Source organism: Candidatus Tiamatella incendiivivens (genome assembly GCA_015522635.1).
Lineage (GTDB): Archaea > Thermoproteota > Thermoprotei_A > Sulfolobales > Acidilobaceae > Tiamatella > Tiamatella incendiivivens.
The window spans coordinates 123,555-139,407 of record WALW01000007.1 but is presented as its reverse complement, the minus strand read 5'-3'; the positions used below and the strand labels follow the sequence as shown (position 1 = coordinate 139,407).

The 15,853-nt window shown below is 40.8% G+C and carries 15 protein-coding genes; 11 read left to right on the top strand and 4 right to left on the bottom strand.

Features of this window, described 5'->3' with window-relative positions:
* The first annotated feature begins 46 nt into the window (after window positions 1-46).
* Together F7B60_01385 and F7B60_01380 are read left to right on the top strand one after the other, a co-directional pair.
* A complete protein-coding gene (locus F7B60_01385) occupies window positions 47-547 on the top strand; it encodes a dual specificity protein phosphatase family protein (GenBank protein ID MCE4614170.1) in 501 nt (166 codons plus the stop codon).
* 57 nt (window positions 548-604) lie between these two features.
* Window positions 605-1,654: a Gfo/Idh/MocA family oxidoreductase gene (locus F7B60_01380; protein ID MCE4614169.1), complete on the top strand. Its 1,050-nt coding sequence runs from the start codon at window positions 605-607 to the stop codon at window positions 1,652-1,654.
* Here the strand turns inward: F7B60_01380 and F7B60_01375 are convergent.
* A complete protein-coding gene (locus F7B60_01375) occupies window positions 1,643-2,746 on the bottom strand; it encodes a DegT/DnrJ/EryC1/StrS family aminotransferase (GenBank protein MCE4614168.1) in 1,104 nt (367 codons plus the stop codon). The genes F7B60_01380 and F7B60_01375 overlap by 12 nt on opposite strands.
* A 124-nt stretch (window positions 2,747-2,870) precedes the next feature.
* On the opposite strand from F7B60_01375, the gene F7B60_01370 reads away from it, so the two are divergent.
* Together F7B60_01370 and F7B60_01365 are read left to right on the top strand one after the other, a co-directional pair.
* Complete coding sequence (locus F7B60_01370; protein ID MCE4614167.1) at window positions 2,871-3,719, top strand: M55 family metallopeptidase; 849 nt, start codon at window positions 2,871-2,873, stop codon at window positions 3,717-3,719.
* A gap of 20 nt (window positions 3,720-3,739) precedes the next feature.
* Window positions 3,740-4,885, top strand: coding sequence for a hypothetical protein (locus F7B60_01365; protein MCE4614166.1), 1,146 nt, complete (start codon window positions 3,740-3,742; stop codon window positions 4,883-4,885).
* Here F7B60_01365 and F7B60_01360 read toward each other — a convergent pair.
* From F7B60_01360 to F7B60_01350, 3 genes are read right to left on the bottom strand one after another with little or no spacing between them, the layout of a single operon-like run.
* A complete protein-coding gene (locus F7B60_01360) occupies window positions 4,882-5,379 on the bottom strand; it encodes a hypothetical protein (protein ID MCE4614165.1) in 498 nt (165 codons plus the stop codon). The two genes, F7B60_01365 and F7B60_01360, sit on opposite strands and share 4 nt — an antisense overlap.
* 55 nt (window positions 5,380-5,434) lie before the next feature.
* Window positions 5,435-6,538, bottom strand: coding sequence for an NAD-binding protein (locus F7B60_01355; protein ID MCE4614164.1), 1,104 nt, complete (start codon window positions 6,536-6,538; stop codon window positions 5,435-5,437).
* A 9-nt stretch (window positions 6,539-6,547) separates the two neighbouring features.
* Window positions 6,548-7,516 (bottom strand): AbrB/MazE/SpoVT family DNA-binding domain-containing protein, encoded by a 969-nt coding sequence (locus F7B60_01350; GenBank protein MCE4614163.1) that lies wholly within the window; start codon window positions 7,514-7,516, stop codon window positions 6,548-6,550.
* A gap of 127 nt (window positions 7,517-7,643) precedes the next feature.
* On the opposite strand from F7B60_01350, the gene F7B60_01345 reads away from it, so the two are divergent.
* The 7 genes from F7B60_01345 to hemL all read left to right on the top strand — a co-directional run bounded on the left by F7B60_01345 (window position 7,644) and on the right by hemL (window position 15,853).
* Complete coding sequence (locus F7B60_01345; protein MCE4614162.1) at window positions 7,644-8,807, top strand: TIGR04053 family radical SAM/SPASM domain-containing protein; 1,164 nt, start codon at window positions 7,644-7,646, stop codon at window positions 8,805-8,807.
* A complete protein-coding gene (locus tag F7B60_01340; protein MCE4614161.1) occupies window positions 8,807-9,775 on the top strand; it encodes an Lrp/AsnC family transcriptional regulator in 969 nt (322 codons plus the stop codon). The genes F7B60_01345 and F7B60_01340 overlap by 1 nt, the downstream gene beginning before the upstream one ends.
* Before the next feature lie 6 nt (window positions 9,776-9,781).
* Window positions 9,782-10,960 (top strand): radical SAM protein, encoded by a 1,179-nt coding sequence (locus F7B60_01335; protein ID MCE4614160.1) that lies wholly within the window; start codon window positions 9,782-9,784, stop codon window positions 10,958-10,960.
* Window positions 10,961-10,965: 5 nt separating this feature from the next.
* Window positions 10,966-11,658, top strand: a complete 693-nt coding sequence (locus F7B60_01330) for a bifunctional precorrin-2 dehydrogenase/sirohydrochlorin ferrochelatase (protein ID MCE4614159.1) — start codon at window positions 10,966-10,968, stop codon at window positions 11,656-11,658.
* Between the two features lie 675 nt (window positions 11,659-12,333).
* On the top strand, window positions 12,334-13,560 hold the full coding sequence (locus F7B60_01325) for a hypothetical protein (GenBank protein ID MCE4614158.1): 1,227 nt from the start codon (window positions 12,334-12,336) through the stop codon (window positions 13,558-13,560).
* A 9-nt stretch (window positions 13,561-13,569) separates the two neighbouring features.
* Window positions 13,570-14,571: a porphobilinogen synthase gene (gene hemB, locus F7B60_01320; GenBank protein MCE4614157.1), complete on the top strand. Its 1,002-nt coding sequence runs from the start codon at window positions 13,570-13,572 to the stop codon at window positions 14,569-14,571.
* Window positions 14,572-14,578: 7 nt separating this feature from the next.
* The gene (gene hemL / locus F7B60_01315) at window positions 14,579-15,853 is read left to right on the top strand and encodes a glutamate-1-semialdehyde 2,1-aminomutase (protein ID MCE4614156.1); all 1,275 of its coding nucleotides are present in this window, start codon (window positions 14,579-14,581) and stop codon (window positions 15,851-15,853) included.

The window sequence follows — 15,853 nt, the reverse complement described above, 5'->3', positions numbered from 1 at the left end:
CTTTTAACTGATCCCCATTACACTCGTCAGATAGGTGTCTCTACACTTGAACAAGCCAGCAATGATAATTGAAAGACTCTTAGCCGGTCCGGGTTGCATTGATCTAAGGAAGTATGATGTGAATGTAGACTTAGTAGTGTCATTAGATAATAACTGTCATGTTAGAGGAGCACCACGTCAAGTAATTCCTATCAACAACCTGAGCATTGAACCAGTATACAATGCTGGTAAGGCAATTGAAAAAATCCATTTGAACCACCTTATAAAGAAAAAAAGAGTATATGTACATTGTTATGCTGGATGCGGTAGAACAGGGACTGTTGTTGTTTCCTACCTTATCCTCTTCCAAGGATATACCCTGGAGAATGCTTTACGCCTTTATTATTATAAGAGAGGATGTGGCCCAGAGTCATGGGATCAGCATAAATTTCTGGATATCACATGGAGACTAATCTCGACAGGTATAAACCCTCAAGATATACTTGGAGCTGTTAAAAGCTCTTCGGATTTAGGAGAGTATATGGGATTTGCACTAAGGTCGCTCTGAGAAATAGATTGATTAATTTAACCCATCTCGATACCAGATTCTATATAGGCGGTTGAATTGAAGAATACTATAAGAGTCGTTATTGTTGGAGCTGGCTTTATGGGTAGAGCACATGCTCGCGTTCTTAAAAGAATAAGTGAGGAAATTCCTGGATCCATAGAACTGTCCTATATTGCCGATACATATTATGATAAAGCAGTACTAGCATCCAAGAAATTCGGGGGGGAACCTGTTAGAAGCGTGAGTGAAATAGAAAAGGGTGTTGTTAACTTTGCTGTTATAGCTGTTCCAACTACATTACATATGCAAGTATTTGAGGAACTAGTAGATAAAGGTGTGAATGGATTCCTGATCGAGAAGCCATTGACGAACGCTACTTCGTCCTCTATAAGGCTTGCCGATATTGTTGAAGATACGGGTTTATGGGTTAGCGTAGGTCATATAGAACGGTTTAATCCGGCTGTTAAATCATTCCATACACGTTTGAGTAAAGGTGAACTCGGGAAAGTTCTAACTTACCTTGCAAGAAGAGTCGGTCCGTATACTCCTAGGGTAGCGGATGTCGATGTTGTATATGATTTAGGTGTGCATGAGACTGATAATGCTCTAACTATATTTAAGAGCCTCCCCGTTAGAATCCGTGGGTATACCATTAAAGGATTAGTGTCTGGGTTAACAGACCATAGTCTTGGCATATTTAGTTATGCTGACGAAGGATTTGCAAGCATTGAGGTTAACAGGATAACTCCGTTTAAGCTTAGAATTATGTATTTAACAACAACAAAAGGAGTAGTATTCCTAGACTACATGAAGCAGGAATTAAAGGTTTACAGAGGTGATGAGGAGATTAATGTTAGTGTTAGAAAGGAGGAACCACTCTACTTGGAGGACTTGGAGACTGTTAAACGATACATAGAAAAGAGGGAGCCGCCCGTAGATGTTTACCAAGCAATAGTTTCCATATACTTATGTGATAAAATACTTGAGTCAACTGAGTTAAATAGAGAAATAATATTAGAGGAGTCTTCTGGCTATGAGAATCTGAAACAGTATTTAGATAAGGGGCTTAGAGGATATATTAGCTATATCAATGAGTTATCCACATAATTCTCCTAAAACTCTCCTTATATATTCTATATCCTCAGGACTTACCAGCGGGTGGACTGGTAAGCTAAGAACTTCTTTAGCAGCATTTACAGCATTCTCGCAAGGCTTGATGCATCCTATTCCTAAGTTTCTGTATAAAGGTTGCTCCGGGATCGTTAGCGGGTAATGAATATTTGTACCAATCCCTTTTTCCTCGAGTAACTCCTTTAGCCTATTTCTACTGTAACGGCAACTGCTCTTAACTCTGATAACATATTGGTGGTAAACGTGGTACGCCCATTCGCTCTCTATCGGAGGCTCGAAGCCTGATATATTTTTTATTATTCTGTTTAACATATCCGCATTCTTCCTTCTAGCTTCATTCATATTATCCAGTTTCCTGAGCTGTACACGCCCTATGGCAGCGCCTATACTTGTCATCCTATAATTATAGCCTAGAACGGTATGATAGTATTTCTTTTCCTGCCCATGATTCCTGATTAATCTAGCTTTCCTAGCTATTTCATCGTTATCAGTTGTTACAGCCCCTCCCTCTCCAGTAGTCATATTTTTAGTGGGGTAGAAACTGAAAGCCCCAACATCGCCTATAGACCCGACTTTTCTTCCTTTATACATGCTTCCATGTGCTTGAGCCGCATCTTCTATAATAAGGAGCTTGTGATCTTCTGCTATTTCTCTTATCGGATCGATATCAACGGGGTGCCCATACAGGTGAACCACCAATATTGCCTTCGTTTTATTGTTTACTAGTTCCAGGACGCTGTCGGGGTCGATAGTGTATGTATCGTATTTTATATCTGCGAATATGGGTTTCGCACGCTGATAAAGAACAGCATTTGCTGTTGCTATAAACGTGAACGGTGTTGTGATAACTTCGTCTCCGTTCTTTATTCCGGCAGCTTTCAGGGCAACATCTAGGGCTACTGTGCCATTCGAAACCGCAATAACGTGTTTAACACCTAAATATTCAGCAAATTCCATCTCGAATTTCTCTACTTCAGGGCCATGAGTCAGTATTCCAGTTTCAATCACTTTTCTAACAGCCTCTTCTTCATCTCGACCTAGAAAGGGTTTGGAAATTGGTATCCGCAATTGCATGCACCTACTGGATTTTTTCATCAAAGTAGTTTTAAACAAGTACCTCAGATACTCATATAAATGTGATTGCTGTTTTTATTGCTTCGGACTCAATTAATTATTAGCTGGGCGATTGAAATTGAAAGCCTACCTTTCTATAGACTTGGAAGGCCTCCCCGGGATTAATGGTTTATCCCAAGTAGGTCCTGCATACCCGTTGTATCGTGATGCAAGAGAAATTATGACATGGATGGCTAACCTTGTTTCCGAAGCCCTACTGGCTAACGGATGTGACGAGGTTTTTATGGCAGACAGCCACGGATACATGGGAAATATTGATTATATGAAGGTTAGAGAAGGAGTTACATTACTTCAAGGCTATCCTAGGCCTTATAGCATGGTTTTAGGGGTGGAAAAAGCTGATGTATCATTGTTCATAGGATATCATTCAGCCGCTGGAACAAGAGGAGGCTTCTTGGACCACACATATAGCTCAAGGACTATTCATAAAGTCGAACTCAATGGCATTCATGCAAGCGAGTTCCTATTGAATGCTCTTTATGCAGGGGAGAAAGGTGTTCCAGTGATTATGGTTGCTGGAGACGAGAAACTTAGGAATCAAGTTGAGAGCATCTCTAGGGATATAGTTTTCTTAGCTTTAAAGGAAGGTGCTGGTAGATTAGCTGCATGGTATCAAGATAAGGCCAGGATAGAGTCAGCTGTTTGGAAAGCCATTAGCACGTCACTAGAAAAGTTTAATGATGGTAAGATCTCCCCCATAACGTGGAACCCCCCAATTAATGTCGAGTTATGGGTCAAAGAACCTATTTTCGCAGATATGGCAGAGATGATTCCTGGTGCAGTACGAGTCGACGGCTATAGACTTTCATATAAAGCAAAGTCCAGTGAGGACGCGCTTAGGTTTGTTGAACTAGTCGCATGGATCGGTTCTTCGGCTGCATATTTAATGCAAGGCATGAGGGCATAGGCTTGATCGGGTGGTATTAATTGCATTTCACTGGATGGAAACAGTGGATAATTTCAATAGTAACTGGAATCATAGGCTTCTCGATAATGGTTAATGCACCAAGCTTATTCCAAGGATACGGGCCTCAAATAGCAGCAGTGGTGATCGCTGCAGCATTATTATCACCTGCTGAATCCTTTTTGGCGATCCTGATATCTAGCATTATAGCGACTCCAATCCTTATTGAAACACACGCTATTTTCCCACTAGTAGCATATCTGAGCCTTATCCTGAGGAGCATAGAGGCGTATCTATCAAGCTATACTAAAGAGAGATGCGGTTATACTTGCATGGGAATAGTGGCAGGTGGGTTTGATGGAGTGTTCGCAACCATCATTGGTGTACTCTACTATGGGAATGACGGGATACATACAGCTCTAAGCGTCTTCGGAATAGTGACGGGCGTTGCAACAGCATTAAGCGTCAAAGCATGGATTGAGAAAGGAGTCCTAGCTGGTGTTGCAAGTGCATTAGGGGTAATAGTATTCCTTCTCTCGACAGTATTTTATCTCTCACCTATCGGAGTCCTTTCACTATTAGCTACTGTTATACCATTCTTCTCTAGTCATCATAAAGCTACCTCCATAGCTAGTCTCATACTAGTGATACTGGTAGCGGTACCAGCAATAGGGACGATCGGTGTAAACGCTAGTATCCTTTCCTACCCATTTAAACCATCCAGCTGGACGAGTAATAGGTGGAGTATACAGAACACTCCCTGCGGAACCACGCAAAACGTCTTCAAATATACTCATGACCCTGAAAGACTCCGGATAGCCGAAAGCTGTGTTACACTTGAGGGAACAGTAGCGAATATTCCAAAAATGTTTGAGGATGGCGATTATTGCTTCGACTTGAATCATCTGAATGAATCGGCGGTTCTAAGTGGAGGGAGTATAGTACTACGTTATAGCCATATTCACGTAGAGATACAGCCACACGATAGAAGCCGGTTACTTTACAATGCCTTAAGCGGTAAGGTCTGTGAGGGTGATAAACTAGTAGTGTCCGGTCCACTTGTAGTGGATACTGACCATGGTATGTGGGCTGAAGTACATCCATTAATGAATGTAACCTTGGTAGAACGAGGGGCTGGTCCCTGTGTGCAGATAACCGAGTCTCCTTAGACAGAATCTGGCGGTGGCTCTGCGAATTCTTTTTCTAGGATCTCCCATGTGTTTCTAGGCATAGATAGGAGTACCCATGAAATTATACCTATGAATATTAAGTGGACTTCTAAGAGGATATGGTTAACTGTGAGAGGCATAATGCTTCCTCTAGGTGTTAATATACTCCTCGATATCCTTCCGGCTATAAACATAGAGAGAAGCATAGAGAGAAGCTTGCCTCCTTTACCGTCGCTGAAGACTAGTGATATAGTGAATAGTGTTGCATAAGTCAGGTTTTCAGCAACTATGACTTTCGGTAGTTGCATAAGGAAGTTAATTGCCACAAAGCCAACTATAATTAATATCACGGATAGGCGGTAAAGAGGAATGCGTGCACCCGGCTTCCTTAAGGCTAATATAAGGAGGAGTAAGTATATTCCTATAATTACTCCAGCTACCAACACGATATTCTCTTCTATCATCCCTAGATCTAGCTGTAAGAATTGCACCAATAATTCTCCACCAATAACCAGGTAAACAGCTAACCCTTTATAGCTGGTCGGACGTTCAGCTCCAAGCCTCTAGCGGCGTCAATTCCTCTTCATTTAAATATGTTTCCAGTATACCCGCTAAGCTTGCATTTTCTCCCAGGTTTTCAGGGAACAATAGGCCTTTAGGTAAACCATGTTCAACTAATAAACGGGTGACAGCTACTTGGAAAGCTGCTGTAGCTCTGGCCATCGCAGACCAGTCGTTTTCAGGTTTAACTTTTAGGAATGCTCTATAGAGGCCATCTTCACCTTCTGCCTCAACGCTCATAACTACAACATCCGCAATATTAGAGACACCCTTCTCGATCATTCTTGCTAGGCATTCCCTCGGGGATATAGTGCATCCTGTAAGCTTTAATGGTGAATCTTCTAGGAAACCCAGTTTAGCTAAGGACTTGATGAAATCTATATGCCCTGGTCTCCTCAAGGTATACTCGGCTAATTCACTCATATATGGGTAGCTGTATAGAAGTGTTCTAAGCCCATCAGTAGGAAATGCTTCAAGCCTACCTGTCCCCGGGAAGTCCAGGTACGATATTCCCGCTTCCAATGGGTTAATGCTTACAGTTTTTCCATCTACTATTAGCCTTGCAGGTCTTATATACTCCTCTAATAGGTCATATGTACTCCATGTTGCTGCTATTCCGAGAGGCGGATGGGGTTCTCCTGATAATCCCCCTACATATATGTGAGCTTTAGTTGCTTTAATCACTCGTATAGCTCTGCCTATGAGGAAGTTAGAGTACCCGGGTGCAATCCCTGTGTCAATTACAACAGTCGAGTTCTTTCCCCTTACTATTTCACGCAATTCCAAAGGGTCTTGAGGGAAGAAGGACACATCTACCATATTATATCCGTGGTTTAATATTCCTTTAACTATTTCATAAGCCATGCTTCCTGGTAGAGCTGTAACTACAACATCAACGTTAAATCCCATTGCGTCACTAATTGCAGAAGGATTAGACGCGTCCCCTAGAATTGCCTTCAATCCTAGCTCCATTGCTTTTTTAACAGATAATGAAGACGAGTCGAGGCCAACAGCCTTATAGCCTAGCTTATTAAGCCTCCAAAGAGTGCGCAGGCCTATATTGCCGAGGCCAACGACGGCAATGTTCTTCAAACTAATAGTTCACCCTTCCTTCTTTCTCCAGATATCTTCGCATGCCAAAGAATTGCATACGGATATTGTTGATACTATCCATAGTATGCTTACAACTGTCAATAGAAATTGTGCTAGAATAGCATCTATAACTGTATTCGTTTCCAGAACTACCTTATTTAACTTCTGCCTTATATTAGATGTTTCTTTTATGAGCTCCTTAGACCTAGATATACTAGGGTTTGTTAAATTTGAAGATACTTGTGGCATAATTGCTGTTAGTCTATCAATTATCGCAAGAACATCCCTACCGGGAGTTTCCTTTCTCATCATAAGCACCTTCGTCACGTTATAGGAGTCTTCTGAAATTATCCCTAGAAGACTCGTTCCTAGAAGTAAGCTATACGTTCTGCTATCATCTGTTCCAGGCAACATTCTTGAGCTGAGATATTTAACTATTAGGTGTTGCAACCTGAATATCTCCTCTCTGAGCTCATCTGTTAAAGATAGAATATCCCATTCGCCTTTTGTTGCCTTCGATAGGATTTCGAATATTTGTGAAACAGATATACCCATGCTTTTTATACTTGTATATGGATTTATGGTTTCCATATTCATAATATTCTTTACCCTAATCTTATCCTTGTCAACGTATGAGAACTCTATTCCTATTAGCCTTGAAGCATGCCTCTTAAGCAGTAATTGGACTTCTGCCGGCAGATTCTTTAGGTCTATCATGTAATCATTATAGCCTAGGATGTAGAGGCAGTTGGCTGCTATTGACACTAGTGTGGAATCCTTAAGTTTGTAAGCTTCCAGTGCTGGTGGCTCACTTACCTTTTCTTCTATTGGCTTTATAATTCTAAGGGACTCGCCTTCCTCAACCACATATAATACGTCCCCCTTGTCTATTCCTTGCTTCTTAACCCATTCTTTCGGCAAGGCTAATACGAGGCTACTCGTCCCGAGCTTTTGCACTCTCCTAGGATGAGCGATCATTGATATACACCTTATACACTAATAATAATATATTGATTGGAATATATATGTATACATCTGTATATCCAGGTCAAATATACATTCATAAAACCTTCAATACTACCCGATGAGTCCTAGGGTTTGAAATATGAGTTGGCCAGCGCAGGAAAAGCCTCTTCTAGTATTCTGGGAAACAACTAAAGCCTGTATGCTATCATGCAAACATTGCCGGGCTGAAGCTATAAAAAATCCTTTACCCGGTGAACTCGATACTGATGAGGCGTTTAAGTTAATTGATATGATCACAGAATTCAGCCGACCCTATCCCATACTAGTATTAACAGGCGGAGATCCATTAATGAGGAAAGATATAAAGGAAATAATAGAATATGGTGTGAACAAAAAAGTAAAAACAGCTTTATCTCCTGCCGTCACCGAACTTTTAGAGCAGAGTATAAACTGGATTGTAAAGTCCGGGGTCAATGCTGTTTCAATCAGCATTGACTCAGCTTCGCCACACATTCATGATGAGATACGTGGTGTTCCGGGCGTATGGAGAAAGAGCATTATGGTTATAAGAGAATTGCTAAATAAAGGTGTAAACGTTCAAATTAACAGTGTTGTGATGAATTCTACGAAAGAAGGTCTGGCTGACCTTTTTGCACTTGTAAAGAAGTTAGGTATAAATGTTTGGGAAGTTTTTTACCTCGTACCTACTGGAAGAGCTAGCTTTGAGGAAATGCTTTCCCCCCGTGATTGGGAGGATATTTCACATTTTCTATATGAAGCTTCTAAGTATAGTGTAATTATTAGAACTACAGAAGGACCTATGTACAGGCGTGTTACATGGATTCGAAGTAAACTCGAGGAATATGGTTACAATCCTGATGAATTATTGGGTACAGGAGAAGTCTATACTCGCCTAGTTAGGAGGCTGAGGAGCATACTAGGTAAACCTTCATCGAAACCCAATATACCAAGGATGTTCACTAGGGATGGTCTTGGAATAGTTTTCGTATCATACGATGGTAACGTCTATCCAAGCGGATTCCTTAAACTTTCTGCCGGAAATGTCAGGTCTAGAAGTTTATCAGACATCTATAGGAATTCAAGGATATTCAAGTTGCTTAGAGAAGCAATGTTCAAGGGTAGATGCGGTGAATGTGAGTTCAGAAATATTTGCGGGGGGAGTAGGGCAAGGGCCTTCTCAGTATATGGAGATCCGTTCGAGTCTGATCCTGCATGCGACTACAAGCCCGGAGAGTATAGTGAACTAGTGAATAAACTAGGTTTAAATGAGGCGTTACCGTGATGCCTAGTCTCACCTTGTTTGATGTAAGGTTGCTTAACGAACTTCAATATAATTTCCCGTTTTCTAAAACCCCCTACCAAGATATTTCTATTAGACTTAGTATTCAAGTTGATCTGTTGCTAGATAGACTGAGAAAGTTGAAGTCACTTGGTATAATTAAAAGAATAGGCTTTTATTTAAACTATAGAGCTAAGAACCAGCAAGCCGCTTTGATTGCCCTATCTACCAACGGTAACTATAGTGAGATATCCAGTTATTTAATACGAGATACAGGCACTTCCCACGCCTACATACGTGATCATCCATCGTATGACTTATGGATAGTTAGCAAGAGAAGAGATAGGAAGGAGCTTATCGATTTTGCTAGATATTTAGCTAATAAATATCATGTGAAGGATTGGATTGTACTGTTTGGAACAAAAACATGGAAGCTTAGCGTTAAATACGATCTCATCAATGGTATCTCAAGGTCATCCCAGAAATATACAGACCCCCCTGATAGCATTCCTACTTTGAGGGAACATGAACTCGTTGTAGCAGAGAGACTGAAAAGTCTTCCATTGGAACCTCAACCATATGATGCTGTTTCACGTTCGATTGGCCTAAGTGAAAAAACTGTTTACAATAGAATGTTGTCTTTGGTTAAAAAAGGAGTTCTCGGAGATCCCGGTGCTGTGTTAGACGGTAGAAAACTAGGGTTTATTGAAAACGGAATGTTAATGATGACTCTATATAACGGCTATGGCGATTTATGTAGATGCCTCGCTCGTAATGAATATACTACACATGTAGTTCAGAGGGAAGCTTATCCGCCCGGATCATTTGAAACGAGTTGTTACGCGATGATACATGCTGTAAATAGAGAGAAACTAGAATTTTTACAGGATCAAGTTGTATCCCATTGCCATCCTAGAAAATGGCTATTGATTAGAAGTGTAGGAGATTTGAAGCCGGGTACTATTAGGTGAATAGACGTGATACCTGTTACAGTTATGGTGACGGGAAAGGGGACTGTTTCAAAGAGATTAAAAGGTGAATACAACAAGGAGAAGCCTTCGAGATTTACTGATATCGTAAAGCCTGTTATATTCTGGAACATTACCTATAAGTGCAACCTACAGTGTCAGCATTGTTACATGAGGAGTGGTCCATGGGTAAATTATCCTGAACTTAATAAAGATGAATTATTGCATATAGCGTCACAAATTGTAGACCAGGAATCTCCGCTGATAGTGTTTACAGGCGGGGAACCACTCATTAAAGAAGAGTTCTGGGATATTGTAAAGTATTTATCATATTATCGTAGGCCTACATTGAGTCTTAGCAGTAATGGAACTCTGATTACAAGGAAGATAGCCAGTAATCTAGCTTATTTGGGTTTCAGGTATGTTGGAATAAGTATTGACAGTGCGAATCCTGCGAGGCATGACAGTTTTAGAGGGGTAAAAGGTGCTTATGAAAAGGCGATTGAAGGTATTAGAAATGTAGTTGATGCTGGAATACCTGCTGGAATAAGGACGACGATAACCGCTAATAACTACAAGGAAACAGGGGAAATCGTGGATTTAGCCTATAGGCTTGGAGTAAGAAGAGTAAGCCTTTACCTGCTTGATACTGTAGGAAGAGGATTGAAGTTGGGGAGGGAACTACTTACACCTGGAATGGTGGCTGAATGGGCTGATAATCTCATAGAGCTTGCAGAAATGTATCAGGATTCTTTGGAAATACTGATAGTCAGAGGAAACTTTGTCGGTATCTATATAGCTTGGAAGCTTGCTAGTAGTAAGGAGGAATTCATGGAATACTTATCGCTTATTGAAGCGCAAGGTGATTGTGGGAGGAAGACAGCTAGCATATATCCGGATGGAACTGTTAGACCCTGTCAGTTTATAGATCATGTGGTGATAGGAGATCTTAGGAAGGATCAGTTGAGGGATATATTAAATGCGAGTAACCCCAGGCTACGCCCCTTCCTGAATATTTCGAAACACTTGAGAGGGCCTAAATGTTCTATGTGTCCATTCAAACAAGTGTGTGGTGGAGGTAGTCGGAATAGGGCGTACGCTATTAATGGAGATTACTGGGGGGATGACCCGTTGTGTCCGTTGGATATTAAGTTACTAGGTAAATTCATTGATGACACCAGGAGTTGATATCATTGTACATCCCACTTTACATTGATGTTGAGGGAATGAGAATTGCAGTGATAGGAGGCGGAAATGTAGGAACTAGGAGAGCGAGGTACTTATCCAGTAAGGGTGCTAATGTAGTAGTCTATTCAAAGGATTTTTCTCCAGATTTAAGGGATCTCGACGCTTCAGGAATTCTCAAACTTAAATACATCGATGACGATACGACACCTGAGGATCTCGCTAGAGAACTTCATGGAAAATATTCTCTAATAGTCATAGCGACTGATGACTTACAGTTCAATAGCAAATTATCGGATCTCTTACGTAAAAAAGGTGTTCTTGTAAACAATGCTACTAAGGCCTCCACGGGCAATGTTGTTTTCCCCTTCCATTCGGAGGTATATGATGGAGGGTTGGAGCTTGCTATAACTAGTTTGGGTAGAACTGGTATAGCTTCGAGAATAGCTTTAGAGCATTGTACAAGTTATTTGGAGAACAATGAGTATCTTAGGAATCTGTTTAATGTTATGTCTCTGTTTAAGAAAATTCTGATAGAATGTATTAGTGATCCAAAGGAAAGAGTCCCGCTGTACTTTAAGGTTGACTCTGATGGGAGTTTCCATGAGCTTATCAAAAAAGGGTTTCTACAAGAGGCTCTAGCTAGAGCTCTAGAAGTTTCAGGTTTACCTGCCGAGTGCTTGAGTAATCCACCAGACTAATCCACTTTTCAGTTGAGGGAATAGTCCATTTGCTAGAATCCTTGTATTTCCCGAGTTTTGGATCATTTTGCTTTTAAGGAGAGTAAAGAGAATGATACAATCTTTTTGTGAGACATCCTCAGGTGATGCGGGTTCGATCTTTATCCCAGTTATGTTTTGAGTGATTGATGTAATGCGGGATAAGTCTTGGTTATAATATGTTAGACACCTCTTTGGCTTATGGTGTAGCAGTTTTATTTTACCGCAATCCCTATTTCTTAAAGCTATGCTAGCCAGTGTAATACTGGTTAAATCAAGTGGGATTATTCCTATGAAGCACCCGTTTTTGGCATGAATGTTTTCTATGATACTGCAATAATGTCCTCCTCGGTAGAGTAACAGTAGGAAAACTTGGCCTCCATTGTACTCCTTAGCGAATTCATCTATAGTAATTGATCTAAGTTTAGTCTGTACGGATCCCCGTAATTCGGTGAGAAAGTTAAATAGCTCCTTTTCTGATTCCCTGAAGCCGGGTCTATGATATACTATCCATGCCTGCCTAATCTCTATCCACCGGTATTAACGTTGGAGAATATGTATTTATAGATTATACTAGTATTGAGACGTATAATTTCCATCATATACACTTTGTTTTATACGAGGGCAATAATCGGATTAGAACGGTGTGAGAAAGCTTTGGAAGTAAATGCTGGTATCCTAGGAAGCCGGAGAACAGAAACTATTAGAGGACACAATAGCTTGGATAACCTCTTGTTATTATTTGTTGACCACAAAAACAGTAGCCTCAATAAGATAGGCTTGCTTTCAAGAATAGCCTCCAACGCTTACCAGAGATTTTACCAGCTAGCCTCCGGGGTTGTAGTGCTTCCCACATGCAATCGTTTCGAGATTTACCTTGATAAACCTGTTTCTAGGATAGAAACAGTTGAAACCTTTATCCAGCTAACAGGTCAGACTCCTTTGATACAAACCGGAGTAGATACCATTAGACATTTGTTTAGAGTAGCATCAGGAATCGAGTCAAAGATAATAGGGGAAAATGAAATCCTTGGACAGGTGAGAGAAGCATGGAAATATGCGAGGGAGAACTCTTATTCCACAGAATTACTTGATTTAGTGTTTATGTATGCCATTAAGACTGGTAGAAGAGTTAGAGAAGAAACAGGAATCAGTGAAGGAGTTATCGGATATCCCAAGGCTGCTTTGATTGCCGGTTTAAAAGAAGCGGGGTCACTCAAAGATAAGAATGTCATAATCATAGGAGCTGGCAAGGCAGGACGAATAATATTAGAGGAAACTTGCAAGCATAGACCAAGAAAAATATTCATCGCAAATAGAAGTAGAGATAAAGCTCTGTTTTTATCTAATATTTGTCAATTAGCCGAACCTATTAGCCTGAATGATATAAGGCTTCACACATATGATATTGCTTTCATCGCCATTAATGATAGACCCGGTAATAGTATAGTAGAATCCTTGATCAATTCATCAAATCTCATCATTGATATTTCTATCCCCCCTATAGCCAGGGGAGATAAAGTTATCGATGTATTTCAGTTGGAGGAAATAGTGGAGAAAGGTATATCCGAGAGAAAGAAATGGATTTCAATTACCGAGGATATCGTAAGAGAGGAACTCTCTAATTTATTAAATAGATTGAAATCACGTAACGCTGATATCGCAGTATCCGTTGTAAATTACGCTATTGAAAATATAATTAACGAAGAAATGGAATGGATCAATGGAAAAATACCCACAGAATATCATGGCTATGTTAGACTGGCGCTAAATGCTTCCCTGAAAAAAATGGCTCATCCCCTAATCATATCTCTTAAGGAACTAGCCCGTCTTGATAATGATCAAGCATTAAACGTTTTCCTTAAACAATATTCTCGGGTTTAGGTGGTCGAATTGGAATACCCAGTCACACGGCTAAGAAGACTCCGTTCAAAAAAGGAGTTACGTGACATGCTCGCGGAAACCCATCTATCAACTGATGATTTAATCTTACCTATATTCGTAAACGAGGCAATAAGTGAAAAGAAGCCGGCTGAAGGTTTAGAGGGACATTTCTATTATCCTCCTGAATCAAGTGATTTAGCCGACTTTATTCTATCAAATCTAGAACTCGGTATTAAAGGATTCTTAGTTTTCGGGATAACCGGTAAGAAAGACTTCCATGGGTCCAGAGCTTACTCTACAGAAGGCCCCGTATATAGAGCGGTTAGATACGTCCGGAATAACATTGGAAGCGAACCAGTAATATTTACTGACCTGTGTATATGCAATTATACAACACATGGACACTGCGGATTACCAGTTGAGAGAAACGGGGTAAAAATAATAGATAATGACTCGACTCTTGAGGTTTACGGTAAAATAGCTGTATCCCAAGCAGAGGCTGGAGCTGATTTTGTTGCTCCTTCAGGTATGATGGACGGTCAAGTCAGGAGTATAAGAAGCGCTTTGGACTCGTCAGGATTCAGTGATGTAGGTATAATGGCTTACTCTGCAAAGTATGCGAGCGTGTTATATGGACCCTTCCGATCTGTAATGGAGTCTGCTCCTAAATTTGGAGATAGATCATCTTATCAGATGGATCCGAGGAACAGTATGGAAGCTCTAAAAGAGATTCAACTTGATATTGATGAGGGTGCTGACATAGTAATGGTGAAACCTGCTCTATTTTACCTGGATATAATAAGACTAGTAGGGGAAACGTTCCCTAGGATACCATTAGCGGCATATAACGTGAGCGGTGAATACATGATGATAAGAGCTGCATCTGGAAAGGGGTTCTTAGAGCTTGATGGAGCTGTATTAGAGGCTGCTACTGCGATAAAGAGGGCTGGAGCTGATTTGATCATAACATATTTCGCTCCGCTTCTCGCGAAACTCATGCGTGAAAGGTGAATTGCTCATGGCTTATTCCTGGAAGCTTTGGTCAAGCGCCAAAGATCTGTTTCCTGGAGGAGTAAACAGTCCAGTTAGAGCCGCTTTGAAGCCCTATCCCTTCTATGCAAATAAAGCAAAAGACGCATTCATCTATTCAGTAGATGGAGACAGATATATTGACTATGTTCTAGGTTATGGACCACTTATACTCGGCCACCGAGATGATAGAGTTTTGACTAGAATATCTGAGCAATTAAATAATGGATGGCTTTATGGTATACCGGCACCTGTAGAGGTAGAGCTGGCTAGGAAAATCTTAGATCACATGTATCCAGACGGGAAAATCCGGTTTGTTAATAGTGGTACTGAAGCTACATTAATCGCTATCAGGCTTGCTAGAGGCTTCACTAATAGAAAATACATTGTGAAATTCGATGGTTGCTACCATGGTAGCAACGACTATTTACTGGTCTCATCTGGTAGCGCTGTAGAGCACTATTCTGTTCCCGCTAGCCATGGAATTTTAGGTGATACTGCTAAATATACTCTTGTTGCTAAATTCAATGACCCTTACAGCGTCACGGAAATCATGGAGAAACACGGAAATGAAGTTGCAGCCATTATTGTAGAGCCAGTTATGGGTAATTTAGGTGTTATCCCAGGAGATAAGGGCTTTCTACAGTTTTTGAGGAAGATATCTGTGGAATATGGATCGCTTTTAATATTCGATGAAGTCATAACAGGATTTAGGTTGGCGCTAAGCGGTGCTACGGGTTATTATGGAATTAAGCCTGATCTCGTTACACTAGGCAAAATAATCGGAGGCGGATTTCCGGTAGGTGCTGTACTAGGTAGAAAAGACATAATGGATCTCCTGACGCCTTTAGGCAAAGTATTCAATGCAGGGACATTCAATGCTCATCCTGTGATAATGACCGCCGGACTTGCAACACTTGAGATACTTGAGAAAGGAGAATTAATGGCGGCATCCCAAGCAGCTGAGATCCTCTCGTCAACTCTCACCGACCTTCTGGATGACATAAAAATAACATATACTATAAATAGAGTCGAGAGTATGTTCCAAGTATTTTTCAACGTCGAGCAGGTGAAAAATGCTGATGATGCTAGAAGAAGTGATACTGCTCTCTTTGAGAAGTTCCAGAGAGGTCTGCTTGAGAGAGGAGTATTTATAGCACCAAGTAAATCGGAGTCAATATTCACTTCAACAAAACACAGGAGCGAAATACTAGAGGAGACTATTGAGGCCTTAAAGGAAACTGTGCCCAGACTAGGGGGTTGA

Bases quoted from the DNA above. Each gene is read 5' to 3' on its own strand.
- hemL (MCE4614156.1), top strand. From the start codon at position 14,579: ATGGCTTATTCCTGGAAGCTTTGGTCAAGCGCCAAAGATCTGTTTCCT.
- F7B60_01345 (MCE4614162.1), top strand. From the start codon at position 7,644: ATGAGTTGGCCAGCGCAGGAAAAGCCTCTTCTAGTATTCTGGGAAACA.
- F7B60_01340 (MCE4614161.1), top strand. From the start codon at position 8,807: ATGCCTAGTCTCACCTTGTTTGATGTAAGGTTGCTTAACGAACTTCAA.
- F7B60_01350 (MCE4614163.1), bottom strand. From the start codon at position 7,516: ATGATCGCTCATCCTAGGAGAGTGCAAAAGCTCGGGACGAGTAGCCTC.